Origin of the sequence: Nocardioides sp. cx-169, assembly GCF_021083605.1 — a bacterium.
GTDB lineage: Bacteria > Actinomycetota > Actinomycetes > Propionibacteriales > Nocardioidaceae > Nocardioides.
This window is the reverse complement of sequence record NZ_JAJNRO010000004.1, coordinates 577905-601862: the sequence shown is the minus strand read 5'-3', so window position 1 is coordinate 601862 and position 23958 is coordinate 577905. Positions and strand designations below refer to the sequence as shown.

General features: G+C 72.8%; 22 protein-coding genes. 4 read left to right on the top strand and 18 right to left on the bottom strand.

Translation table 11 applies throughout. The features are described from left to right. Positions 1-67 precede the first annotated feature (67 nt). The 14 genes from LRP67_RS08680 to LRP67_RS08615 form a co-directional block, all read right to left on the bottom strand. Positions 68-1255 carry a DNA glycosylase AlkZ-like family protein gene (locus LRP67_RS08680; protein WP_308189719.1) on the bottom strand — a complete coding sequence of 396 codons (1188 nt, stop codon included), beginning with the start codon at positions 1253-1255 and terminating at the stop codon, positions 68-70. A 157-nt stretch (positions 1256-1412) separates the two neighbouring features. Continuing rightward, a complete protein-coding gene (locus LRP67_RS21830) occupies positions 1413-2081 on the bottom strand; it encodes a response regulator transcription factor (protein WP_231269763.1) in 669 nt (222 codons plus the stop codon). Positions 2082-2155: 74 nt separating this feature from the next. Beyond that, on the bottom strand, positions 2156-2794 hold the full coding sequence (gene hpf / locus LRP67_RS08670) for a ribosome hibernation-promoting factor, HPF/YfiA family (RefSeq protein WP_231269762.1): 639 nt from the start codon (positions 2792-2794) through the stop codon (positions 2156-2158). 335 nt (positions 2795-3129) lie between these two features. Continuing rightward, positions 3130-3870: a ComF family protein gene (locus tag LRP67_RS08665; protein WP_231269761.1), complete on the bottom strand. Its 741-nt coding sequence runs from the start codon at positions 3868-3870 to the stop codon at positions 3130-3132. Positions 3871-3928: 58 nt separating this feature from the next. After that, a complete protein-coding gene (locus LRP67_RS08660; RefSeq protein WP_231269760.1) occupies positions 3929-5695 on the bottom strand; it encodes an LpqB family beta-propeller domain-containing protein in 1767 nt (588 codons plus the stop codon). Continuing rightward, complete coding sequence (gene mtrB, locus LRP67_RS08655; RefSeq protein WP_231269759.1) at positions 5692-7320, bottom strand: MtrAB system histidine kinase MtrB; 1629 nt, start codon at positions 7318-7320, stop codon at positions 5692-5694. Before mtrB ends, LRP67_RS08660 begins: the two co-directional genes overlap by 4 nt. A 2-nt stretch (positions 7321-7322) precedes the next feature. Beyond that, on the bottom strand, positions 7323-8033 hold the full coding sequence (gene mtrA / locus LRP67_RS08650; protein ID WP_231269758.1) for an MtrAB system response regulator MtrA: 711 nt from the start codon (positions 8031-8033) through the stop codon (positions 7323-7325). A 102-nt stretch (positions 8034-8135) separates the two neighbouring features. Beyond that, a complete protein-coding gene (ahcY, locus tag LRP67_RS08645) occupies positions 8136-9566 on the bottom strand; it encodes an adenosylhomocysteinase (RefSeq protein ID WP_231269757.1) in 1431 nt (476 codons plus the stop codon). Between the two features lie 121 nt (positions 9567-9687). Then, a complete protein-coding gene (locus tag LRP67_RS08640) occupies positions 9688-10641 on the bottom strand; it encodes a DUF808 domain-containing protein (protein ID WP_231269756.1) in 954 nt (317 codons plus the stop codon). A gap of 49 nt (positions 10642-10690) precedes the next feature. Next, on the bottom strand, positions 10691-11809 hold the full coding sequence (locus LRP67_RS08635; protein WP_231269755.1) for an acyltransferase family protein: 1119 nt from the start codon (positions 11807-11809) through the stop codon (positions 10691-10693). An 11-nt stretch (positions 11810-11820) separates the two neighbouring features. After that, positions 11821-12849 (bottom strand): SIS domain-containing protein, encoded by a 1029-nt coding sequence (locus tag LRP67_RS08630; RefSeq protein WP_231269754.1) that lies wholly within the window; start codon positions 12847-12849, stop codon positions 11821-11823. Between the two features lies 1 nt (position 12850). Beyond that, entirely contained in the window at positions 12851-13024 is a 174-nt protein-coding gene (locus tag LRP67_RS08625) for a Trm112 family protein (RefSeq protein WP_231270018.1), read from the bottom strand. 8 nt (positions 13025-13032) lie between these two features. Next, entirely contained in the window at positions 13033-14421 is a 1389-nt protein-coding gene (locus LRP67_RS08620; RefSeq protein WP_231269753.1) for a phosphomannomutase/phosphoglucomutase, read from the bottom strand. Between the two features lie 32 nt (positions 14422-14453). After that, complete coding sequence (locus LRP67_RS08615; RefSeq protein WP_231243057.1) at positions 14454-14813, bottom strand: DUF3499 domain-containing protein; 360 nt, start codon at positions 14811-14813, stop codon at positions 14454-14456. Positions 14814-14863: 50 nt separating this feature from the next. Between LRP67_RS08615 and LRP67_RS08610 the strand changes: the two genes are divergently transcribed. Then, entirely contained in the window at positions 14864-15295 is a 432-nt protein-coding gene (locus LRP67_RS08610; RefSeq protein WP_231269752.1) for a metallopeptidase family protein, read from the top strand. Positions 15296-15310: 15 nt separating this feature from the next. On the opposite strand, the gene LRP67_RS08605 is transcribed toward LRP67_RS08610, so the two are convergent. The 3 genes from LRP67_RS08605 to LRP67_RS08595 all read right to left on the bottom strand — a co-directional run bounded on the left by LRP67_RS08605 (position 15311) and on the right by LRP67_RS08595 (position 19944). Next, positions 15311-16732 (bottom strand): DUF5719 family protein, encoded by a 1422-nt coding sequence (locus LRP67_RS08605; protein ID WP_231269751.1) that lies wholly within the window; start codon positions 16730-16732, stop codon positions 15311-15313. Beyond that, positions 16729-19608, bottom strand: coding sequence for a glycosyltransferase family 2 protein (locus LRP67_RS08600; RefSeq protein ID WP_231269750.1), 2880 nt, complete (start codon positions 19606-19608; stop codon positions 16729-16731). The genes LRP67_RS08605 and LRP67_RS08600 overlap by 4 nt, the downstream gene beginning before the upstream one ends. An 81-nt stretch (positions 19609-19689) precedes the next feature. Continuing rightward, positions 19690-19944 carry a WhiB family transcriptional regulator gene (locus LRP67_RS08595; RefSeq protein ID WP_091026910.1) on the bottom strand — a complete coding sequence of 85 codons (255 nt, stop codon included), beginning with the start codon at positions 19942-19944 and terminating at the stop codon, positions 19690-19692. 144 nt (positions 19945-20088) lie between these two features. Between LRP67_RS08595 and cofD the strand changes: the two genes are divergently transcribed. The 3 genes from cofD to LRP67_RS08580 are packed head-to-tail and all read left to right on the top strand — an operon-like array spanning position 20089 to position 22866. Then, complete coding sequence (gene cofD / locus LRP67_RS08590; protein WP_231269749.1) at positions 20089-21099, top strand: 2-phospho-L-lactate transferase; 1011 nt, start codon at positions 20089-20091, stop codon at positions 21097-21099. Between the two features lie 11 nt (positions 21100-21110). Continuing rightward, positions 21111-22067, top strand: a complete 957-nt coding sequence (locus LRP67_RS08585) for a coenzyme F420-0:L-glutamate ligase (RefSeq protein WP_231269748.1) — start codon at positions 21111-21113, stop codon at positions 22065-22067. Between the two features lie 40 nt (positions 22068-22107). Then, positions 22108-22866: a DUF3105 domain-containing protein gene (locus tag LRP67_RS08580; protein ID WP_231269747.1), complete on the top strand. Its 759-nt coding sequence runs from the start codon at positions 22108-22110 to the stop codon at positions 22864-22866. An 8-nt stretch (positions 22867-22874) separates the two neighbouring features. Here LRP67_RS08580 and LRP67_RS08575 read toward each other — a convergent pair whose 3' ends face one another. Then, entirely contained in the window at positions 22875-23951 is a 1077-nt protein-coding gene (locus LRP67_RS08575; protein WP_231269746.1) for a mannose-1-phosphate guanylyltransferase, read from the bottom strand. Between the last annotated feature and the right edge of the window lie 7 nt (positions 23952-23958).

Sequence of the window (23958 nt, the reverse complement as noted above, 5' to 3'; positions counted from 1 at the left end):
CTCCTTGGGTTGACAGCTTCGGGCCGTGGGAGCGGCGCTCACACTCTACCCAGCGGCCGGAAGACCGCTACACCGCAAGGCGCGCGGCCAGGTCGCCCCGGGGCTCGACCACCACGGAGTCCAGCCCCAGCCACCCGGCCAGCCCCGTCAGCTCCGCGCCGAGCTCCTCACCGGTGTGCGCCGGCGCGCCCGGCTCGGCGAAGGCACCCTTGACCACGAGCGTGCGGGTACGGCGGTCGGCCTTGAGGTCGACGCGCGCCACGATGTGCTCGCCGAGCAGGAAGGGCAGGACGTAGTAGCCGTGCACCCGCTTGTGGGCCGGCGTGTAGATCTCGATGCGGTAGTGGAACCCGAAGAGCCGCTCGGCGCGCTCTCGCTCCCAGACCACCGGGTCGAACGGGCTGAGCAGCGCCCGGGCCGGCACCCGGCGGGGCAGCCGGGCGTCGCGGTGCAGGTAGCCGGGGCGCTTCCAGCCCTCGATCGCCACCGGCAGCAGCTCCCCGGACTCGACCAGGGCGCCGATCGCGGGCCGGACCTCGTCGATGTGCATCCGGTAGTAGTCCTGCAGGCATCGCGTCGTCGCGATGCCGTGGGAGCGGGCGGCGCGGCGGACCAGCTCGAGGTGGGACTCCCCCGGGGTTGGCGTCGGCCGGGCCAGGACCTCGGCCGGGATCACCCTCTCGGGCAGGTCGTAGAGCACCTCGAACTGGGCGTTGCGGCCCGCGATAGCCAGCTCGCCGACGGTGTAGAGGTAGTCCAGGACCCGCCGGGTGGTCGACCAGTTCCAGCCCCAGTGCTCCTTGCTGCGGGGCAACCCCTCGTCGAGGTCGCGCGCGGTGGCCGCCCCTCGCGTCCGGATCTCGGCCAGCAGCGACGCCTCCAGCGCAGGATCCTCGTCGAGGATCGCCCACTTGCCGCGCCGGGCGCGGTACTTCTCCATCCGGAAGCGCATGTGCGGCCACAGCTCGACCGGCATGAGCGCCTGGACGTGCGCCCAGTACTCGACGACGCGACGCGGCCGCCGCTCAGCGGCCCGGCGCAGCAGACCGGTGTCGTAGGGGCCCATCCGCGAGTACAGCGGCATGTAGTGGGCGCGCTGGAGCACGTTGACCGAGTCGACCTGGAGCACCCCCGTGCGGTCCAGGGTGCGCTGGAAGGTGCGCATCGTGGGCGGGGTGTGCGGCGGGTCGAGGAAGCCCTGGGCGGCCAGCGCGATGCGGCGCGCCTGGGAGGTCGAGATCGACTGCGTCGTCACAGGCAGGACTGTTCCACGGGGCGCCGACGGTGGTCAGCATCGGCGCTCGTCTCACCGGGTCTCGACACGCCGGTCGCGAGCTCGTGCCTCGCTCGCGCGGCTGCTCGACCTGCCCGCGCCCACGGCGGCCGCTCGTTCCTCGCGGCCGCCTGCGCGGTCAGGGAAGCTCTAGGAGCTTCTCGCGGACGGCGTACATCACCGCTTCCATCCGGGAGTGGAGCTGGAGCTTCTCGAGGATGTTGCGGACGTGGTTCTTGACGGTGTTCTCGCTGATGAAGAGGTTGCGTGCGATGTCGCGGTTGTTGAGGCCCTTCGCGACGTGGCCGAGCACCTGGAGCTCCCGCTCGGTGAGCCGCAGGCCGGGGACCGGGTCGCGCTCGGGGCGCGTCATCTGCTTGAACTCGTCGATCAGCTTGACGGCCATGGACGGGCTGATGAGCGACTGTCCGTCGGCGACCACGCGGATGGCCTGGGCGACCTCGTCGATGGAGGAGTCCTTGAGCAGGTAGCCGGAGGCGCCGCTCTTGACCGCCTCGTAGAGGTCGGCCTCCTCGTCGGACACCGTCAGCATGATGATCTTGGCCGACGGGACGGCCTCCTTGATGGCCACGCAGGCCTCGATACCGGAGCGCTTGGGCATCCGGATGTCCAGCAGCACGACGTCCGGGGCGGCGCTCTCCGCCAGGGCCGTGCCCTCCACACCGTCTCCGGCCTCGCCCACGACCTCGACGCCGGGCTCCACCCCGAGCAGCATCGTGAGCCCACGGCGGAAGAGCTCCTGGTCGTCGACCACGAGCACGCGGATCGGTTCGTCCCTGTCGGCCACCCGCGCATCATGACACGTTCGGGTGGCCTAGTGGCCTGTCCTGATAGTCCGGACAGGCCACCCGGCATGGTCCTTCAGGGTGACTCAGCCTCGTCGGGCTGGGTGAGGTCCAGCGAGATCACGCCGTAGTCGTAGCCCCGGCGGCGGTAGACGACCGCGGGTCGCTCGCTCTCCTTGTCCACGTACAGGTAGAAGTCGTGACCGACGAGCTCCATCTCGTAGAGCGCTTGGTCGAGCGTCATGGGGGACGCCGAGTGGGTCTTCTCGCGCACGACCAGCGGCCCGTCGCCGGTCACCTCGATCGGCCCGACCTGCCGCTGGGTCACGCCGTCGTCGGCCGGCTGCTCGTCCTCGACCACCTCCAGGCCGGCGAGCGCCTGACCCACGGAGACCGGCGCGTGCCGGCCGCGGTGGACGCGGCGTCGGTCGGCGGCACGCCGCATCTGCGCGGCCATCTTGTCCAGCGCCAGGTCCAGCGCGCCCATCTTGTCGTCTGCGGCGGCCTCGGCCCGGATCACCGGGCCCTTCGACACGGCCGTGAGCTCGACATGGACCGCGCGATCGTGCTGGCGCGGGTTGAGCTCGCAGTCGACCTCCACGTGCACCCGGATGATGCGGTGGTCGTGCTTCTCCAGCTTGCTCAGCTTCTCCTCGGCGTGGGCGCGGAATCCCTCCGACAGCTCACAGTTGCGACCGGTGAAGACAGCTTCCATGTTGAACCTCCCGTTGTGACAGTTGGTCGTGCGCACATGAGCATGGAGCCCGCCCGGCCGACCTGGTCTTCGACCCCACAGTCGCCTGCTGAGGCGCTCGCAGCTTGGATGCCACTACTGACCTTCTCCCGCCGGCCACGCGCATCTGACGCGTGGGGCGAGGCAGGACTTACGTCTAAGCCGCACCGTGATCGGCGCGCCCGGGCGAGCCCGGACGACGCCTTACGTGGACCGTTTCGCCTGCGACTGGCATCGGCTAGCCGTCCCGGCACTGCCAGAACAGCGCAACCACGGACCCGGACGGACTCCATAGAGAAACGTTAGTCCGTGCCTGGCTAGCCAGAGAGGCGGGGGTCACCTTTCAGCGCGCCGGCCCCTTGCCCCTCCGCGCTCCACCGCCGGGTGGCCGCGACGGTCGCCACCGCGTGGACCTGCAGCCCCACCGACTCCAGGGCCCGCTGCGCCTCGCGAGCCGTGGAGCCGGTGGTGAGGACGTCGTCGCACACGACGAACCGCGCCCGCGGTGTGCGCTCCGCCAGGTCGCGAAGCGGCCCGGTTCGACAGGCCATCGACCCGGCGAGGTTGGTGGCCCGTGCCGCCGCCCCGAGCCCCGACTGGTCGAGCACGCCGGGGCGCGAGCGCAGCAGGCGGTACGCCGTCGCGTCCACGCCTTGCCCCCGCAGGACCACGCATGCCAGCCGGGCCAGGGTCGCCGTGGGGTCGTGTCCGCGGCTGCGCACGGAGGAGGGCCGCGACGGGACCGGCACCAGCACGAACGGGCCCGCCGCGCCGGCGGTCGCGGCGCTCACCGCGACCGCGAGCACCCGCGCGAGCGGGCGAGCCAGCGCCCACACCCGGCGCTCCTTCAGCGCCAGGACCATCGCCCGGGGCAGCCCCTCGTAGGCGGCCGCCGCCCACGGTGTCGCCAGCCCGGCCGGCACCGGGGTCGGCCACGCGGGACTCGCGGCCACCTCGAGCAGCACCGCGCAGTCCGGGCACAGGGGCCGGCCGGGTGCCGCGCAACCCACGCACCGGCCCCCGAGCAGCAGGTCGAGGACGGCGTCGCGGTAGGACATGGCCCGCATCGCACCAGCCGCGCCGATCCGGGACAAGGCGCGCGGAAGCGCCTGTGGATCAGCCTACGTAGCCCAGCGAGATCGGCCGGCCCTCCAGCTCGAGGATCCGGCTGGTGAGCAGGTCGACGACGCCCTCGCCGGTGACGGCGTACTGGCGCGCTCCCGGGACCGGCGACCCGGCCAGCCCCAGGACCGCCTCGTTGACCGTCGTGGACAACGCCTCGACCCCGGCCGGCGCCCCGTCGACGACGACGGTGCGCACCTCGAACAGCTCTCCCGGCACGACCTCGCTGAGCAGCGCGACGGACGTGGGCGAGGTCCAGGCGATGTCGGTGACCCGCACCGGATCGGCGTCCTCGAAGGTCATCGTGCGGACTCCGACCGCCTCCCGCACGCGGCCGCGGAAGTCCACCTGGACGCGGCCGAGCAGCAGCCGGTCGACCCCGTCACGACGGACCACGGCCACGAACCGGGTGGCATCGCGCGAGACCACGAACGACCGCACGTCCTGGCCGGTCACGCCCGGCACCTGCAGCCCACGCAGACGCTCGCCCTCGCGGAGGATGACGCGCGCCCCCGAGGGTGTCCGATCGACCATCCAGAGCCGGTCCGCGAAGTCCCATGACGGCCGCAGCAGGCGGGTGGCGCCCGAGACGACCTGGACGGCACGCTGGGGCGCCTCCTCCCCCGCCTCGGCCCGCACCGGCGCCAGGAGCACCGAGCGGCCGTTGTCGGTGACCCCCGCCGCGAGCGTGGCAGGCAGGTTGACCGCGACCGAGCGCAGCCCATAGCCGGTGTCCCCGAACGGGCCCTCGGCCGGGGCCAGGGTGTCGAGCTCCCCCGACACCAGCAGGCCGTCGACCAGTCCGTAGAGCAGCCGGCTGGCCTGGTAGCCCGTCGGGTCGTACTCGGGGGCGGCGTCGACCCGGTACTCACCGACCCCGTCCGGCAGCCGGACCCTCTCGTCGCCGATCTGCAACCGGATGGCGCTGATGGACGGCTCCTGGCGCAGCGTCCAGACGAGCTGGGCGAGCATCTTCTCGACGACCTCGGGATTCTGCTGGCCCGAGTCGCCGACCAGGGTGATGTCCGCGACGCCCTCCTCGGAGATGGGGACCGACAGCCCCACCGTCACGTTCGGTGGCAGGAAGCTGCGCACCACGCCCGACAGCCTCTCGCCCGGGCCCGCGAGCAGCCCGTCGATGAGCGTCGTCGCCAGCTGCTCCCCGCGAGGGACGAAGACCGGCTCCGGCACCAGGATCTGGGCCGTCCGGTCGAAGAAGTAGAGGGAGGCCTGGCGGAACCGCTGCGAGAACCACTGGGCCGGGACGATCAGGGCGTCAGGGGCGTCGGCGATGCGGTACTCGCCGTCCTCGACGACCATGCGGAACGTCAGCCGGTGCCGGTCGGCCGGGAGCGGCCCCTGCCACCCGCCCCGCCCGTCGAGCGACTCGGGGTCGCCGAGCGTCACCGAGACGTTGCGGCCGCCGACGTCGGCGCTGGGGTCGGTGATGTCGCCGTAGATGATCGTCGCGTCGTCGGGGTTCCACGCCGCCTGGGCCTCGCGGGCCAGGAACTGGCGCGCGACGTTGGCCTGCACGGGGTAGGCCGTCATCGCGTTGAGAAAGCCGTTGACGATGTCGAGGGCCGCGTCGCCCTCCTGGGGAGGGATGGCGTCGATGGCGGCGGCCTGCTGCTCGGCCACCTGGGCGGACGGCTCGGTCTCGACCACCGGCCCCTTCTCGGGGAGCTCGACGCAGCCCGTCAGGGCGGCCAGCAGCAGGACGGCCGAGAGCGCGGCGAGCGCCCGGCGCCGGCCGGTCATCGGGCCACCTCCCGGACCGGGTCGTCGGCGTCGGCCGGGACCAGCGGGAGGGGGCTGTGTCGCAGCGGCGCACCCGCCCTGCGGGGCAGGGTCAGGCGGAACTGTGCCCCCCGCCCGGGCCGGCCCCACGCCTGCAGCCACCCCCCGTGCAGGTGCGTGTCCTCGAGGGCGATGGCCAGGCCCAGGCCGGTGCCGCCGCTGGTGCGCGCACGTGCCGGGTCGGCGCGCCAGAACCGGTTGAACACCATCGCCGACTCCCCGGGCGCCAGCCCGACGCCGTAGTCGCGCACCGCGACCGCCGCGGCCTGGTCGTCGCTTCCCAGCAGGACCTTGATCTCGCGCCGAGCCTCGGCATGGTCGATCGCGTTGGTGATGAGGTTGCGCATGATCCGCTCGACCCGGCGCACGTCGGCCTCGGCCAGGCACGGCTGCTCCGGCGCCTCGACGACCACCCGCACCCCTCGCTGCTCCGCGAGTGCACGGGTGGAGTCGACCACCCGGTGGACCACGTCGAGCAGGTTGACGTCCTCCGCCTCCAGCACGGCGGCGCCGGCGTCGAAGCGGCTGATCTCGAGCAGGTCGGCCAGCAGCACCTCGAACCGGTCCAGCTCGATCTGCAGCAGCTCGGCCGCCCGGCGGGTGGCCGGGTCGAAGGACTCCTTGGCGTCGTGCAGCACGTCTCCGGCCATCCGGACGGTGGTGAGTGGGGTACGCAGCTCGTGCGAGACGTCGGAGACGAACCGGCGCTGCACGCGGCTGAGCTCCTCGAGCTGGCGGATCTGGCGCTGCAGGTTGCTGGCCATCTGGTTGAACGACGTCGCGAGGCGGGCGAGGTCGTCCTCGCCCGAGACCCGCAGGCGCTCCTGCAGCCGGCCGGCCGCCAGTCGCTCGGCCACCTCGCGGGCCAGCCGGATGGGGTTGACGACCTGCTGGGCCACCAGCCAGGTGATGCCCGCGACGAGGACCAGGAGGGCGACGGCGGCGGTCAGCAGCGCGCGCGTCACCAGTCCCAGGGTCTCCTGCTCGGCGTCGAGGGGGAACAGGAGGTAGAAGGTGTAGGTCTTCCCGTCGGAGGGGAGCAGCACCTGGCTGCCGACGACGATGCCCGGCTCCTCTCGCACCTCTCCGGCGGCCGATCGGGTCGCGATCCGGGTGTAGGTCCACGCCGTCGGCGCGATCTGCTCGAAGTGCTCCTGCAGCGAGGCGGGGACGCTGAGCAGGCTCAGGCCGGGGGTGTACTCGGGCCCGCCGTCGGAGAGCCGCGCGCCCTCGCCGGTGGGGACGCCGAGCACGACGCGGAAGCCGCGGGTCTCTCCGCGCGCGATGATCAGGTCGGCCAGCTCGCGCTGCTGCCGACTGGCGTTGACCTCCGTGCCGGAGGCGGCCTCCAGCCGGTCACGCGCCTCCTCGATGCTCGCGTCGGACTCCGCCAGGACCGACTCGACGCGATGCTCCAGCAGGCCCTCCTTGGTCGAGTCGAGCAGGAACCACCCGACCCCGCTGATGACGATGGCCGAGAGCACCAGGGTGCTGGCGACGACGCGCGCCTGGATCGAGCGGCGCCAGAACGTGAGGGCCCGCCGTACGCCGGGAGGGACGCCCGGCCACCGTCGGCGGGCCATCATCGCTACCCGTTCCCGGCCTTGTAGCCCACACCGCGGACGGTCACCACGATCTCGGGGTGCTCGGGGTCGTGCTCGACCTTGGAGCGCAGTCGCTGCACGTGCACGTTGACCAGCCGCGTGTCGGCGGCGTGGCGGTAGCCCCACACCTGCTCGAGCAGGACCTCGCGCGTGAAGACCTGCCACGGCTTGCGGGCCAGGCACAGGAGCAGGTCGAACTCCAGCGGGGTCAGGCCGATCGGCTCGCCGTCGCGGTGCACGGAGTGACCGGCGACGTCGATGGTGAGGTCGCCGATGGTCAGGTTCTCCACCGACGTGGCGTCGAACCGGCGCACCCGGGCCCGGATCCGGGCCACCAGCTCCTTGGGCTTGAACGGCTTGACGACGTAGTCGTCGGCGCCGGACTCCAGGCCCACCACCACGTCGACGGTGTCGCCCTTGGCGGTGAGCATCACGATGGGTACGCCCGACTCGCCGCGGATCTCCTTGCACACGTCGATCCCGTCGCGTCCGGGCAGCATCAGGTCCAGCAGCACCACGTCGGGCCGGTAGTCGCGGAACTCGTCCATGGCCAGGTCGCCGCGGGTGCAGATCCGGCTGTCGAAGCCCTCCTGCCGCAGGACGATCGTCAGCATCTCGGCCAGCGAGGCGTCGTCGTCGACCACCAGCACTCGCCCCTTGGGCGCGATGGCACTCGCGGTCCCCACCTGTGTCATGGCATCCATAGTGCCATCAGCCACGCACGAGCCACGAAGACGCCACCGCCCCCTGATCCGGACGGATCAGGGGGCGGTGCACCGGGCTCGCGGGCGCAGAGCTCAGTAGCGGTACTGGTCGGACTTGAACGGGCCCCGGACGTCGACGCCGAGGTAGGCGGCCTGCTCGTCGCTCAACGTGGTCAGCTTGACGCCGAGGGCGTCGAGGTGGAGGCGGGCGACCTCCTCGTCGAGGTGCTTGGGCAGCACGTAGACGCCGACCGGGTAGTCCTGCGGCTTGGTGAAGATCTCGATCTGCGCCAGGACCTGGTTGGTGAACGAGTTCGACATGACGAACGACGGGTGGCCGGTCGCGTTGCCGAGGTTCATCAGGCGGCCCTCGGAGAGCACGATGATCGCGTTGCCCGCGGGGAAGGTCCACACGTCGACCTGCGGCTTGACGTTCTTGCGGACCGCGACGCCCTCGGCCTCGAGGCCGGCCATGTCGATCTCGTTGTCGAAGTGACCGATGTTGCCGAGGATCGCGTTGTGGCGCATCCGCGACATCTGGTCGACGGTCACGACGTCCTTGTTGCCCGTCGCGGTGATGATGATGTCGGCGACGTCCAGCACGTTGTCGAGGGTGTCGACCTGGTAGCCGTCCATGGCCGCCTGCAGCGCGCAGATCGGGTCGATCTCGGTGACGATGACGCGGGCACCCTGGCCGCGCAGGGACTCGGCGCAGCCCTTGCCGACGTCGCCGTAGCCGCACACGACGGCGACCTTGCCGCCGATCAGGACATCGGTGGCGCGGTTGATGCCATCGATGAGCGAGTGGCGGCAGCCGTACTTGTTGTCGAACTTGGACTTCGTGACCGAGTCGTTGACGTTGATGGCGGGGAAGAGCAGCGAGCCCTCCCTCATCATGTCGTAGAGACGCAGCACGCCGGTGGTGGTCTCCTCGGTGACGCCCTTGATCTCGCCCGCGATCTGGGTCCAGCGGTCCTTGCTCTCGGCCAGCGAGGCGTTGAGGACGTCGAAGACGACGCGCTGCTCGACGCTCTTGGCGCTGGCCGGATCCGGCGCGGCGCCGGTCTTCTCGGCCTCGACGCCCAGGTGGACGAGCATCGTGGCGTCGCCGCCGTCGTCGAGGATCATGTTGGCGAACTTGCCGTCGGGCCACCGCAGGATCTGCTGGGTGCACCACCAGTACTCCTCCAGCGACTCACCCTTCCAGGCGAAGACCGGGACGCCGGCGGGCTTGTCGACGGTGCCCTCGGGGCCGACGGCGATGGCCGCGGCCGCGTGGTCCTGGGTGGAGAAGATGTTGCAGGAGGCCCAGCGGACCTCGGCACCGAGTGCCGTGAGCGTTTCGATGAGGACGGCCGTCTGGATCGTCATGTGCAGCGAGCCGGCGATCCGGGCGCCGGCCAGGGGCAAGCTGTCGCCGTAGCGCTCCCGCATCGCCATGAGGCCGGGCATCTCGTGCTCCGCGAGTTGGATCTCCATGCGGCCGAAGTCGGCCAACGAGAGGTCGGCAACCTTGTAGTCCATTCATGCTCCTGGGTGCAGGCGGTGGGCGTGACGTCAAGGCTAGAACGGGTTCCCACCGATCGCAGAATCCTCGCGACCCCGTGTGGAGACGGTGGCGGCGCGGGTGTAAAGGGCCCAGGAGTCAGTGGGCGGTGGGCTCCGCAGTCTTGTGGTGACCGAACGGCAGCAGGTGCATGAGCGCCACGACCACCGCGCCGACGACCACCCCGGCGACTGCCGAGAGGGCCGTGTTGACCAGCCAGCCGAGCGCGGCGCCGAGGGCCCCCGCCGCGTGGTGGACGTCCTCCTCGAGGTGGTGGACCAGCTCGTACGGCGCATGCCAGCCGAGGTCGTCGGCTCCGACCAGCAGGATGTGCCCGCCGACCCAGAGCATCGCGACCGTGCCGACGACCGAGATCGTGGCGAGCAGCCCCGGCATGGCGCGCACCAAGCCGTGGCCGACCTTCTGCGCCACGGCCGAGGAGCGCTGGCTGAGCGCGAGGCCGATGTCGTCCATCTTCACGATGAGCGCGACCACGCCGTAGACGACGGCGGTGATCAGGAAGGCGACCGCCACCAGGATCACCGCACGGGACACGAACGGCTCGTCGGCGACCTCGTTGAGGGAGATCACCATGATCTCGGCCGAGAGGATCAGGTCCGTGCGGATCGCTCCCGAGACCATGGTCTTCTCGGCCGCGTCGTCCAGCGCGGTGGCCTTCTTCTCCTCCGGATGGTGACCGGAGAGCTTCTCCCAGATCTTCTCGGCGCCCTCGTAGCACAGGAAGGTGCCCCCCAGCATCAGGATCGGGGTGAGCAGCCACGGCAGGAACTGGCTCAGCAGCAGCGCCAGGGGCAGGATGATGAGCAGCTTGTTGCGCAGCGAGCCGATCGCGATCTTCTTGATCATCGGGAGCTCGCGCTTGGCCGCGACGCCTTGGACGTACTGGGGGGTGACCGCGGTGTCGTCGACGACGACGCCGGCCGCCTTCATGCTGGCCCGTCCGGCGGCAGCCGAGACGTCGTCGACCGAGGCGGCCGCGAGTCGAGCCAGCGCCGCGACGTCGTCGAGCAGGGCGAAGAGGCCGCCGCTCATCGCGCGGCTCCGGTCATCATGCCGTCATGCTACTGAGCCCGCGGGCGCGTCATGTGCGCGGTGTCTGGGTCGGCAGTGGGCCGCCCTCGGGACGCTCCTCCGCGAGCTGCTCGACCAGCCGGTCGAGGACCGGCGCGTCGTGGTCCTCCTGGGCCACGACCGTGACGCCCAGGTCGACCGCGTGGCGGGCGTGCCGCTCGGCGTAGCCGAACGGGTCGACCAGCACCGTCAGCCGGGTCGCGACCGGCGGCCAGGCCAGCAGCATGGCCAGCGCCACCGAGCCGAGGGTGACGACCAGCAGCGCCGGCACGAGTCGGTCCTCCGCCCACTCCGGGAAGCCGGCGTACAACGTGCCCTTCACGAAGAACCCGTGGAACAGGTAGACGACCAGGCTGGCCGCGCCCATCCGGGCGAACCAACCGGGCGTCCGAGGTAGCAGCGCCAGGAAGGCGAGGGTGGCGAGCGTGCCGACCATGAGCAGGCCACCGCGGATCAGGACGGAGTCCAGGTCGGACTCGCCGAGGGTGTCGTAGCGGGCGCGGTAGAAGAGCCACTCCGTGGACACGACGCTGTCGGTGACCCAGGTGAGCGCCAAGACGCCCGCGAACACGGCGACCGCTGCCACCTGGACCGGCGTACGGCGCAGCGCGGCCAGGCGCTGCGGTGTGGCCTTGAGACCCAGGACGAAGAACGGCAGCAGTCCGCAGATGCGGGCGATGTCGAGCATGTCGCCGGCCCACAGCCCGGCACCGAGGCTGATCGCCACGGCCACCAGCACCCCGCCCGGCAGCGGCCGGAAGACCGGGGTGACGAGGCGCCAGAAGAAGAGCGCGGAGAGGTACCACAGCGGCCAGTGCGGGTCGAGGAACAGGTCCTCCATCTCCTCGCCGCCGACGTAGTGCCGGAACAGCGCGATCGCGCACTCGAAGATCACGTACGGCACGGCCACCGTGCGGACCAGCTGCCACAGCCGGGTGCGGGTCCACGCGAAGGAGCGCGAGAGGTAGCCGGTGACGAACACGAAGGCGGGGATGTGCCACAGGTACACGAAGTCGTAGAGGTGGTTCACGACCGGCTCGTCGGGCAGCAGCGTCCAGGCGTGGCCGATCACCACGAGGGTCACCAGCGCCATCTTCGCGTTGTCGAACCAAGCGTCGCGGGTCGCCACCGTCGGGGCCTTTAGACCTCGACGAGTCCGAGCCGCAGGTACTCGGCGGCGTACATGCCGCTCAGCAGCAGTGACGCGTAGCGGGCCACCTCGCAGCCGGCCTCGCTCGTGACGTGCTCGACGCGGACGCCTCGCTCGTCGGCGGCGGCCAGCAGTCGCGCGCGGTGCTGGCGGACGACCGGGTCCTCGGCGCCGTCGTCGAGCACGACCAGGATCGGCCGCAGCTCACCGCCGTCGTCGGAGAACGGGTCGTCGAAGACGTCGCGCGGCCGCGCCGCCTCGATGACCGGCAGCAGGTGCTCGGCGTCACCGGCCAGTGCCGTGCGGCCGCTGGCGCGGCGGATCGACTCCGCGACCCGGCGCGCGGCGCGCGCGGCCAGGACCGAGCCTCCCCAGACCACGGGGTTGGCGTCGGCCAGCGCGATGGCCAGCATCTTGGCGGGGTTGACGGCGAGGTCTCGGTGCGGCGAGCAGGCGGTGGCGACCGCGTCGAGCGCCTCGGCCACCTCCTCCGGCGGCGCGCTCGGCCCCAACCCGATCTCGTGCAGGTAGGTCAGCATCACCACCGCGGTCGCAAGCTGGTCCCGGGTCGTCGTCGGGAGGATCGTCGTCCAGCGTCCCGCGGCGTGCTCGGCCACGATCGAGGAGGGCGGGCAGGCCACCACCACCTGGCAGCCGCGACGCACCGCCTCGGCGACCGCCGAGGCCGAGCCCACGTCGCCACCGTCGGGGGCCAGCACCACGACCAGGTCGAGGCTGCCGGCCCACCCGGGCAGCGCCTGGCCTGGCCAGGCCACGAACGGCACCGGGCACCACGGCTCCAGCACCGCCCGCAGCAGCCGGGAGTCGGGGCCGGCGGCGATGACCGCACGCGGTCGCGCCTGGTCCTGGGTCAGGGCCACGACCTGGGCGAGGGCCTCCGCGGCGTCACCGGCCTCGCGGCGCACGCGGGCGCCTGACTCGGCGAGCGTCCGCAGGCGCAGGTCGACACCTTGCAGCGCCCGCTCGTCGTCGAGCCGGGACTCGTCGAACCAGGACATCTCAGCCGGGCTTGCGAGCTTCGTCGACCAGCATGACCGGGATGCCGTCGCGGATCGGGTACGCCAGGCCGCAGCCCTCGCACACCAGCTCCGCCGCCTCGGGATCGTCGTCCACCAGCTCCAGGTCGGCGTGGCACGCCGGACAGACGATGATCTCCAACAGTGTGGGGTCCAGCTCGATGCTCATCGTTCACTCCTGATCTGGGCGAGAACCTCGTCGCGGATCCGCGCCATGGTCGCCTCGTCCTTGCCTTCGGCGTTCAGCCGCAGCAGCGGCTCGGTATTGGACGGGCGCACGTTGAACGTCCACTCGTCATGGGCGACGGACAGCCCGTCCAGCCAGTCGGTCTCGACGCCCTGGCGACCACCGTAGGCGGCCTCGAGCGCCTTCATCACGGCGGCCTGGTCGGCGACCTGGCTGTTGATCTCCCCGCTCACCGGGTAGCGCTCGTAGTCGGCCATCAGCTCCGAGAGACTCCGGCCGGTCTCGGCGAGGGCGGCCAGCGCATGCAGGGCCGCGAGCATCCCCGAGTCGGCGCGCCAGAAGTCCCGGAAGTAGAAGTGGCCGCTGTGCTCGCCGCCGAAGATCGCGTCGGTCTCGGCCATCGTGGCCTTGATGAAGGAGTGGCCCACCCGGGTGCGCACCGGCTTGCCGCCGAGCTCGCGGACGATCTCGGGCACCGCGCGGCTGGTGATCAGGTTGTGGATGACCGTGGCGCCCGGCTCCTTGGCCAGCTCACGCGACGCGATCAAGGCGGTCAGCGTGGACGGCGAGACGGCGCGTCCCCTCTCGTCGACGAGGAAGCAGCGGTCGGCGTCCCCGTCGAAGGCCAGCCCGACATCGGCGCCGGTCTCGAGGACCTTGGCCTTGAGGTCGGCGAGGTTGGCCTCGTCGATCGGGTTGGCCTCGTGGTGGGGGAACGTGCCGTCGAGCTCGAAGTACAGCGGCACCAGGGCGACCAGGTCGCCCAGGAGCCCGAACACGGCCGGGGCGGTGTGGCCGGCCATCCCGTTGCCGGCGTCGGCGACGACCCGCAGCCGCCGTCCGGCCACCGGTGCCAGGGAGACCAGGTGGGCGGCGTAGGCCTCGAGCACGTCGGCCTCGTAGACCTTGCCGGTGCGCGCCGAGTCGCCGGCCGGCTCCCCCGAGGCGACGAGGTCGCGGATCTCGGCGAGACCGGTCTCCAGGCCGATCGGAGTGGCGAGGCTGCGGCACATCTTGATGCCGTTGTACTCGGCCGGGTTGTGGCTTGCCGTGAACATCGCTCCGGGCATCCTCAGGTGACCCGAGGCGAAGTAGAGCTGGTCGGTGGACGCCAGGCCGATCATCACGACGTCGGCCCCGGCCTCGCTGGCCCCTGCGGCGAAGGCCGCGGCCATGCCCGGAGAGCTGGGACGCATGTCGTGGCCGACGACGACCTCGCGCGCGCCCACCACCGCGACGTAGGCCCGGCCGGTCGCGTGCGCGAGCGCCTCATCGATCTGGTCGGGCACGGTGCCGCGCACGTCGTAGGCCTTGAAGATGGCGTGCACGTTCGTCGGGTCGAGCGTCTTCGAGGTCGTGGCCGCCATGACGCAGACCCTAGTGCCCGCGGCTGGAGGCCTCAGTCCGTGGTCAGAACGCGCAGGTGACCGCGGCGCGTGGTCTCGTGGCCGGTCTCGTCCTCCGGGGCGACGCGCGCGACGGGGACCGGCCGGGCGGCCTCGCGGACCGCGTCGGCGAGGGCCAGCAGGTCGTCACCGGACGGGCCGGTGTCGACGGGCTGACCGGCGAGCCGGATGACCTCCCAGCCGCGCGGCGCCGAGAGCCGCTCGCTGTGCACGGCGCACAGGTCGTAGGCGTGCGGCTCGGCGAAGGTCGCCAGCGGCCCCAGGACGGCGGTCGAGTCGGCGTAGACGTAGGTGAGGGTGTTGACGGCGGGGCGTCCGCAGGGGCTGCGCGAACAACGACGCTTGAGGGTCACGGGCCAGACGCTACCCGGCCGTCGCGCCGCACCCGTTTAGGCTCGCTGCTGTGGAGCACAGACGCCGGACCAGGGACCGCCACGACCGCGGCATGCGGGGGCCGGCGGTGCAGGCACGTCCCGGTGCTCGGCTGCCTCGGGGCAGCAGGCGCGAGCAGTTCGACGCGCTCGTCCTGCGGATCGTCACCGACATCGACGCGCGCTGGTCGCGCCGGCTGGGCCTGGTGGAGTACGCCGTCGAGGACGCCCCCCTGATCCCCGACGACTGGACCGACACCGTGCCCCTCTCCTCGCTCGTGCGGGGCAGCGGCACCACCCCGACCCGGCTCGTCCTCTTCCGTCGCCCGATCGAGCACCGCTGCGAGGGGCGCGCCGAGCTCGAGGCCATGGTCCTCACCTTGGTGGTCGAGCAGGTCGCCGAGCTCCTCGACCTCCCGGCTCACGAGGTCGACCCGCGCTACGGCCCCGCCGACGACGACTGAGCCGCCCGCACCTCGCTAGGGCAGCCCGGGACGTACGTCGCCGACGAGGCTGCTGGTGACGAGCTCGCGCAGCCGGAGGACGGCGACCCGGGCGCCCTCGGTGACGACGAGGGCACCGGTGACCTCGGTTCGCTCGGGGCTGACGGTGAGGAGGGCGGTGGCGGGGGGCAGGCCGAGGCCGAAGCCGCGACCGGGCTGAACCTCGATCGTCTCCTCGGCGAGCACCGTCCCGTTCGCGGCGCGGGCGGTGACGGCGACGGCGCCGGCGCGCGTGGCACCGGCCAGCTCGAGGCGCTTGTCGCCCGCCGGCGCCACGAGCGTGGCGGCCGAGGTGAGCGGGGTGCCGGCGACGGCGTGGGACAGGTCGCGTCGGACGTAGGAGCGCAGCGTGGCGGTGATCGGGCCGGGCGCCTCGACGAGCAGCCCGGTGACTCCCTTCGCGGCCTTGCCGGTCAACACCTGCGCGAGGGAGACCCGGGTGACGCTGCGCGGTGGCAGCACCACCTCCTCGAGGCCGGCTGGCCGGAAGACCGCGCTCGGCGAGACCAGCCGGACCGTCGCCCGGGTCTCGTCCTCGCCCGGGTTGAGGAGCACCAGGTTGTGCAGGCCCTTGCCGGGGGTGACCCCGAGCAGCAGGTTGCTGGTGGCAGGGGCGGCCTGGGCGGGCAGCCAGTCGTCGGCAGCGCCGCCGGTGCCGAGCTCCTGCTGCCGGTCGCGCATGCTCGCGGCGACGCGGCCGCGGGCGGTGGTGACGTGGACGGCCAGCTCGTCGCGCCGCGGCACGAGCGCACCCAGGTCGAGCCGGACGACGCCGCGCGGTGGGACGGCGACGCCCCGGAGCTCCGGCGCGTCGACGACACCCGAGACCCCGTAGAGCGTCGCATCGACGATCGCCGGACCACCGTCAGGATTGACCAGCTCGAGGACGGAGGTGTGGCGGGCTCCGGCGCCCAGGCCGGTGAACCACAGGTCCGGCGCCGGGGCCCGGCACTCGGCCGCAGCGAGCGGCCGGTCGAAGCGGCCGGCGACCAGGCCGGCCGCGAGGGCGCCCTCGGGCCTGGCGACGAAGGGGCCGGGCCCCGTGGTCAGGGTGGTGACCCGGCCCGGTCGGACCTCGGCCTGTCCCTCGGTGTCCCCGACGGTGTACGCCGTGGCGCCGCCGGCGTCGGTGCCGCTCGCCACGCGAACCTCGCGAGAGCCGCCCGGGCAGACCACCACGGTCCGCGAGAGCGAGGTCTGCGCGGGTGGGCGCGCCGACGGCTCCGCCGCGTCGGGGTGCACGGTGAGCAGGGTGCCGGCGGTCAGCAGCGGCAGCACGACCGCCAGCACGGTCGTGATGTCCAGGCGCCGCCCGCGGGAGCGGCCGGACTGGTTGCCGGAGTGGTTGCCGGAGTGGTTGCCGGAGTGGTTGCCGGAGTGGTTGCCGGTGGCGCTCATCGTCGGCCCCTCCTCGTGCTGGGGGCGCAGAGCACCGCGACCACGACGATCGCAACCGCCTGAAGGACCAGCAGCCCGATGCGCACCCACGAGCGAGGGCCGTCGACGGCGTCCTGGTCGAGCGGGCGAGCGACCTGCCACGCGCGGGTGGTGCGCTCCTCGGCGCTCGCCTGGACGAGCCCCGGGGTGGCGTCGAGGGCCGCGGCCACCGACCCGTCGGCGGGCGCGGGGAGCACGACGTACTCGATCCCCTCCTCGGCGAGCGCGCTGACGACGCCCGGCGTCGGTCGCGAGAGCAGCGTGGTCACGAGCTCGGTGAACCCGGCCTCGGCGGTGTCGAGGTCCAGGATCTCGTCCTCGCCGAGGGTGACCCCGTCACCGCGGCGGACCGTGTAGGTCAGCCCGTCCTCGACCGAGCCGCGGACCACGAGGATCCCGTGGGCGTCGCCGGTGCGCGAGCTCTGGACCATGTAGGCGGGGATGTCGGTGTCCTCGGCGTCGGCGAGGCGGTCGTGGCCCCCGGCCCCGAACCACACCAGGCCTCCGATCGGCACCACGGTGGCGAGGACGGCCACCGCCGCGACCAGCGACCGCCCCGCAGGCCGGCGCGGGGCCGAGCCGAGGAGCAGTCCCTGCCCGCCGAGGGTGGCGGCGACGACGAAGGCACCCTGCAGCACCACGACCAGGAAGCTGACGCCGGGCTGCGTGGTGGTGGCGTCGAGGGTGATCGTGAGGTTGCCGAGCACGGCGGCGAGGGCGCCCGCCACGAGGGCCACGACCCAGCAGACCAGCACCGGAATCCGGGTGGCGCGCGGCACCAGCGCGAGCACGGCCGCGGCGAGCAGGATGGCGCCCAGCCACCATGGCGCCCCGAGCTCGCCGAGGCGGCCGGTGAGCAGGTCCAGCGACTCCACGCGCGGGGCCGGCAGCCGCCCGATGTCGAGCACCAGACCGGCCGCGGCCCCGTGCAGCAGCAGCGGTACCCACCACGGCGCGAGAAGGACGGGGACCGCGGCGATGGCAGTGGCCGGCGGGCCCCAGGTGGAGCGGTCGCGCATGGCCGACGGCACGATCGCGAAGGCCGCGGCGACCACGACCAGGCCGACGGCCAGGCCGAAGAGCCAGGCCACCGGCGCGAAGGCGGTCGTCAGCGCCAGCAGCAGCGCGGTGCGCCAGCCGGCGCGCCAGCGGCGGTCCGCCGACGGGTCGGCGAAGCCCAGCGCGGCGTGCGCGAGCCAGGGCAGCAGCACGGCCGCGACCACCGGGCCCAGGCGCCCGTCGCCCCACGCCCCGCTCGTGATCGGCACCAGCGCGTAGGTCGTGGCGCCCCAGAGCAGGACCCAGCGCGGCGCGCCCCGGTGCGACACCAGGCGTCCGACGACCCGCAGGAAGCGCCACGCGCCCCAGACCCCGCCGGGCACGGCGAGGACCAGCAGGGCCGAGACACTCAGGCCGGGGCCGAGGACCGAGGCCACCAGCGCCAGCGGCAGCAGGTACGCCGGTGCCGGCACCGCGGTGCCCTGCCCGAGTGGGTGCCAGGACTCCAGGTACAGGCCCCACCAGGCGCCGGCCGAGTCCGGGACCGGCGACAGCCCACCGCCCACGACGGTGCCGAACGCCTCGCGGGCGCTGAGCACCGCGGCGAGGACGAACAGGGACAGCAAGACCGCGATGGGGTTGGTCAGGAAGCGGGCGACGGCTCCGGAGTCCTCGAAGGCCTCCTCGTCGTCGTCGGTGACGGGGCGCCGGGCCGCGAGCGAGGACGGGTCGCGCTCGATGGCGGCGGCCCGGCGGCGCTCGGCCACGTCGGCGGCCTGGTGGGTGGCGGCAGCCGCTAGGTCGCTGACGAAGTCGAGCCCGTGCCGGTACGGCAGCCAGGGCGGCGCCAGGAGCGCCCGCACCTCGGCGGGGTCGGCCACCTGGCGCCCCTGCCGCTCGCGACGGGCCGCGAGGACGCGCCGCGGGCTGGAGTAGAGCGAGACCAGTGCCGCGAGCTCGTCGAGCGCCTCCCCCACCGAGCGCACCAGCAGGAAGCCGACCATCCGCACCAGGGTGCCGAGACCGAGTCGCAGCACCTGGAACGGCAGCGCCCGGCCCCGGGCGTTGACCAGCAGGGTGTAGAGCGCCGCCCGGCGCTCCTGGTAGTGGGTATGCCGGCCGGTGAGCGGGGTGCGCCGGACGCCGCGGTGAGCGGCCTCGGCGTGGAACACGACCGCTTCCGGAACCACGAGCGTGGTGTGGCCGGCGGCCGCGGCGCGCCAGCCGAAGTCCAGGTCGTTGCCGAAGATCGGCAGCTGGTCGTCGAAGCCTTCCAGCTCCTCGAGCACCCGGCGGCGCACGAGCATGCCGGCGGTGTTGACGGCGAGCACGCGCCGTACGGCGGAGTGCTGGCCCTGGTCGAACTCGCCCCGCTCCAGCCCGGTCTCGCGTCGCCCCGTGCCGGAGATCGTGATCCCGACCTCGAGCAGCCGGCGCAGCGACGGCCACTCGCGCAGGGTCGGCCCGAGCACGTCCGCCTCGGGGTGCTCCTGCGCGGCGGCGAGCAGGGTGGCCAGCGCGGCGGGATCGGGGTTGGCGTCGTCGTGCAGGATCCAGACCCACTCGACCGGCCCGCCGGGCGCCGCGGCCTCGCCGCTCAGGCGCTCCAGTGCGAGGCCGACCGCGGCCGGGAAGTGGGTGGCGCCGGAGGTCCGCAGCACGGAGTCGGGTCCGAAGGCCTGCTCGAGGAGGTCGGCGCTGCCGTCCTTGCTGCCGGTGTCGACCGCGAGGACGCGATCGACGGGGCGGGTCTGGGCGCGCAGACCCTGGATGACCGTGGGGAGCCAGCGCCCGCCGTCATGGCTGACGAGAAGCGCGGCTACCGAGGTCCCAGACACGATCGGCCACCCTAGTCCCGCAGCGAAGAGGCCCGAAAATGGAGGAACCCCGGCCACCCGGGCCGGGGTATTCCTTCAGAGTCAGACGGCGCGCTTCTTCAGCTTGCGACGTTCCCGCTCGGAGAGACCGCCCCAGATGCCGAAGCGCTCGTCGTTGAACAGCGCGGCCTCGAGACAGTCGTCTCGCACCTCGCACGTGAGACAGACCTTCTTGGCCTCCCTCGTGGATCCACCCTTCTCAGGGAAGAACGCCTCCGGATCGGTCTGTGCACAGAGCGCACGGTCCTGCCACCCCGCATCCTCGGCGTCCGGTTCGAGAAGAAACAGTTCTCTCACGGTTCTCACCCTTTCGACCCAGCAACACCCCAGAACAACACTGTGGGAATTACATGCCTGTCGTACCCCCGAAGTCAAGCCCTGATCTGCTAATGGAGCCACCGCCTCGCCGCTGACCCCACCGCGTGCGGCAAGGTAACGGCCATGCTGAAGCACATCACGGTCCTCTCCGGCGGCATGGGCGGGGCACGGTTCCTGCAGGGTCTGCTGCACGGCATCACCGTCGGCGTCCTGCCCGGGGTCGCTCCCGACGCCCAGGTGAGCGTGGTCGCCAACACCGCCGACGACCTGTGGGTGCACGGCCTCAAGGTCTGCCCGGACCTCGACACCGTGATGTACACCCTCGGCGACGGCATCGACCTCGAGCGCGGCTGGGGGCGGCGGGAGGAGACCTGGAGCGTCAAGACCGAGCTCGCCGCCTACGGCGTGGAGCCGACCTGGTTCGGCCTGGGCGACCGCGACGTCGCCACCCACCTGGTGCGCACGCAGATGCTCGACGCCGGCTACCCGCTCTCGGCCGTCACCGAGGCGCTGTGCCGCCGCTGGCTCGCCCCGGCGCACCCCGGCCTCCGGCTGCTCCCGATGACCGACGACCGGGTCGAGACCCACGTCGCGATCGCCGACCCCGACGCGCCGAGCGGGCGCCGCGTCATCCACTTCCAGGAGTACTGGGTCCGGCTGCGGGCCTCGGTGCCGGCCGAGTCGGTGCTCTTCGTGGGGCTCGACGAGGCCACCCCCGGCCCCGGCGTGATCGACGCGATCACCGACGCCGACCTCGTGGTGCTGCCCCCCTCCAACCCGGTGGTGTCGGTCGGCACGATCCTGGGCGTGCCCCGGGTGCGCGAGGCCCTGCGCGCCACCCGCGCCCCGGTGGTCGGCCTCTCCCCCATCGTCGGCGGCACCCACGTGCGCGGCATGGCCGAGCAGATGCTGACCTCGATCGGCGTGCAGGTCAGCGCCGCGGGGGTCGGCCTGCACTACGGCGCCCGCTCCCAGGGCGGGGTGCTCGACGGCTGGCTGGTCGACGAGCGCGACGCCGCCCAGGTCGAGCAGTTGACGGACGCCGGCCTGGCCTGCCGCGCCGTACCGCTGATGATGACCGACCACGACGCCACCGCGGCGATGGCGGCCGCGGCGATCGACCTGGTCCGATGAGCGGGGGTCCGATGAGCGGCCCCACAGTGTCGGCCACCGCGCCGGACGGGCTTCCCGAGGTCCGGGAGGGCGACGACCTCGCGGCGATGGTCGCGGGCGCGCTGCCCGACCTGGCCGACGGTGACGTCGTCGTGGTCACGAGCAAGGTGGTGAGCAAGGCCGAGGGCCGGGTCGTGCCCGGCACCCGCGAGGAGGCGCTGCCCGGCGAGACCGCGCGCGTCGTCGCCCGGCGCGGCCCGACCACGATCGTGCGGACCCACCACGGCCTGGTCCTGGCCGCGGGCGGGATCGACGCCTCCAACGTCGAGCGCGGCTCGGTCGTCCTGCTCCCCCTCGACCCCGACGCGTCGGCGCGGGCGCTGCGCGCCGAGCTGCGCCGGCTCACCGGCCGCAATGTCGCGGTCGTGGTGACCGACACCGCCGGACGGGCGTGGCGCGAGGGCCAGACCGACCTCGCTGTGGGCGCCGCAGGACTCGTCGTCGCCGAGGACTTCGCGGGCCGGATCGACGCGCACGGCAACGAGCTGGCCGTGACCGCGCCCGCCGTCGCAGACGAGCTGGCCGGCCTGGCCGAGCTCGCCCAGGGCAAGCTCGGCGCCCGCCCGGTCGCCGCGGTGCGCGGCCGCGCCGACCTGGTGCTGCCCCCGGAGGACAACGGGCCCGGGGCCGTGGCGCTCGTGCGCGCGGAGGGCGCGGACCTGTTCGGCTTCGGCGCCCGCGAGGCGGTCGTCCGGGCCGTGACCGGCGACCCCGCGGATCGCGTGGTGTTCGGCACGCCCGCCCCGGCCGAGGAGCTGGCGGCCGCCCTGCACGGCCTGCAGGCGCGCACGACGGCGTACGACGGCGGCCTGGAGATCACCGACGAGGCCCCCCGCCAGCTCGTCGCGGTGCTCGCGTTCGCGCACGGCTGGGTGGTCGAGGAGAGCAGCCGGCACCGCCGACTGCGTCTGCGCCCGGCAACTCCGTAGACTCTCCGCGACCCTGACCCGAACAGAGGTACCTCCCGCCGTGGCCAAGCCAGCCAAGTCCGACCGCCAGAAGGTCATCGACGACATCCGCAAGAAGCAGAAGAGCGCCGAGAAGCGCCGCGGCTTCATGATCGTGGGCGTCTGCGTCGTCGTGGCCCTGCTCATCGTCGGCGCCGCGGCGTACCGACCGATCAAGAACAGCTGGGACCTGCGCAAGTTCCAGGACCTGGACCTGGCCACGATCGGCGCGCCGGCCACGGCGTGCGACGAGATCACCACCAAGCCGGCGGAGGGCAGCAACGACCACGTCCCCACCAACACGCCGGTCGCCTACGACGACGCACCGCCGGCGTTCGGGGCGCACTGGAACGAGTACGGCGTCGCGCCGGCGCCGTTCTCGGAGAAGTTCTACGTCGCCGACGACCGTCCCCCTCTGGAGTCGCTCGTCCACAACCTCGAGCACGGCTACACCATCGTCTGGTACGACGAGACGATCGCGGACGACAACGAGGCACTGACCGAGCTGAAGGCCGTCTCCCGCAAGTTCCCGGGCACCGACAACTACCGCTACAAGTTCATCGCCGCGCCATGGACCTCGGCGGACGAGAAGGACGGCGCGAAGTTCCCCGAGGACAAGCACATCGCCTACACGCACTGGTCCGTCGGCGGCGAGGGCGAGAGCGACGCCTCCAAGCAGGTCGGCGTGTGGCAGTACTGCACGGAGTTCAGCGGTGAGGCCCTCGAGGACTTCATGGTCGAGTACCCCTACCTCGACTCCCCCGAGCCCAACGTCGAGTAGCCGGCCGGTCAGGTGAGGTCGGGCCGCGACTCCTTGAGCGCGGCCACGACCTGCTTGACGTCCTGCGCTCGCGCGCGGGTGGTGACCAGCAGCGCGTCCGGGGTGTCGACGACGACCACCTCGTCGAGCCCGACCACCGCCACCGTCCGACCGGTGCCCGGCACGACCAGTCCGGTCGAGTCGACGGCGAGCACCAGCGCGTCGTCGCCCAGGACGGCGGTGCCGGCGACGTCGTCTCGCAGCAGCGTCGCCAGCGAGTCGAAGTCGCCGATGTCGTCCCAGCCGAACGACGCCGGCACGGTGGCCACCCGGCCCGCCGCCGCCGCCGGCTCGGCGACCGCGTGGTCGAGCGCGATCCTGGGCAGGGTCGCCCAGACCTGGTCCAGGGTGTCGGGGTCGGCGGCCAGTGCCCGCAGCGCCGCCGCGAACGCGGGGTCGCCGGCGGCCAGCAGGTCGAGCAGCACGGTGGGCCGCACCACGAACATTCCCGCGTTCCAGCGGAAGTCGCCCGACGCGAGGTAGCCGCGGGCCACCTCCACGGACGGCTTCTCCACGAACTCGTGCACCTCGAAGGCGCCCACGTGGGCGGCGAGCGGGTCGCCGAGGTGGACGTAGCCGAAGGCCGACGACGCGAAGGTCGGCTCGATCCCGAGCGTCACGAGCCATCCGTCGCGCGCGACCTCGACCGCCGTACGCACGCAGTCGCGGAAGGCCTCCTCGTCCGCGATCACGTGGTCGGCCGCGAAGGAGCCCATGACGGCGTCGGGGTCGGCGCGCTCCAGCAGCGCGGCGGCCAGGCCGATGGCGGCCATCGAGTCGCGGGCCGACGGCTCGGCGAGCACCGAGCCCGCCGTCACCTCCGGCAGCTGCGCGACCACGGCCGCGCGGTGGGCGCGGCCCGTCACCACGACGAACCGGTCCTCGGCGAGCGGTGCCAGCCGGTCGTAGGTGCCCTGGAGGAGCGAGCGCCCGCTGCCGGTGAGGTCCCGCAGGAACTTGGGCGACGACGCGCGCGACAGCGGCCACAGACGGGTCCCCGCGCCACCGGCCGGGATCACCGCCCAGAATCCCTCGATGGCAGACATGGGCGCG

Bases quoted from the DNA above. Each gene is read 5' to 3' on its own strand.
- LRP67_RS08575 (WP_231269746.1), bottom strand. From the start codon at position 23,951: ATGTCTGCCATCGAGGGATTCTGGGCGGTGATCCCGGCCGGTGGCGCG.
- cofD (WP_231269749.1), top strand. From the start codon at position 20,089: ATGCTGAAGCACATCACGGTCCTCTCCGGCGGCATGGGCGGGGCACGG.
- mtrB (WP_231269759.1), bottom strand. From the start codon at position 7,320: ATGATGGCCCGCCGACGGTGGCCGGGCGTCCCTCCCGGCGTACGGCGG.
- hpf (WP_231269762.1), bottom strand. From the start codon at position 2,794: ATGGAAGCTGTCTTCACCGGTCGCAACTGTGAGCTGTCGGAGGGATTC.
- LRP67_RS08665 (WP_231269761.1), bottom strand. From the start codon at position 3,870: ATGTCCTACCGCGACGCCGTCCTCGACCTGCTGCTCGGGGGCCGGTGC.
- ahcY (WP_231269757.1), bottom strand. From the start codon at position 9,566: ATGGACTACAAGGTTGCCGACCTCTCGTTGGCCGACTTCGGCCGCATG.
- LRP67_RS08660 (WP_231269760.1), bottom strand. From the start codon at position 5,695: ATGACCGGCCGGCGCCGGGCGCTCGCCGCGCTCTCGGCCGTCCTGCTG.
- LRP67_RS08585 (WP_231269748.1), top strand. From the start codon at position 21,111: ATGAGCGGCCCCACAGTGTCGGCCACCGCGCCGGACGGGCTTCCCGAG.
- LRP67_RS08630 (WP_231269754.1), bottom strand. From the start codon at position 12,849: ATGTCCTGGTTCGACGAGTCCCGGCTCGACGACGAGCGGGCGCTGCAA.
- LRP67_RS08640 (WP_231269756.1), bottom strand. From the start codon at position 10,641: ATGAGCGGCGGCCTCTTCGCCCTGCTCGACGACGTCGCGGCGCTGGCT.
- mtrA (WP_231269758.1), bottom strand. From the start codon at position 8,033: ATGACACAGGTGGGGACCGCGAGTGCCATCGCGCCCAAGGGGCGAGTG.
- LRP67_RS08620 (WP_231269753.1), bottom strand. From the start codon at position 14,421: ATGGCGGCCACGACCTCGAAGACGCTCGACCCGACGAACGTGCACGCC.
- LRP67_RS08605 (WP_231269751.1), bottom strand. From the start codon at position 16,732: ATGAGCGCCACCGGCAACCACTCCGGCAACCACTCCGGCAACCACTCC.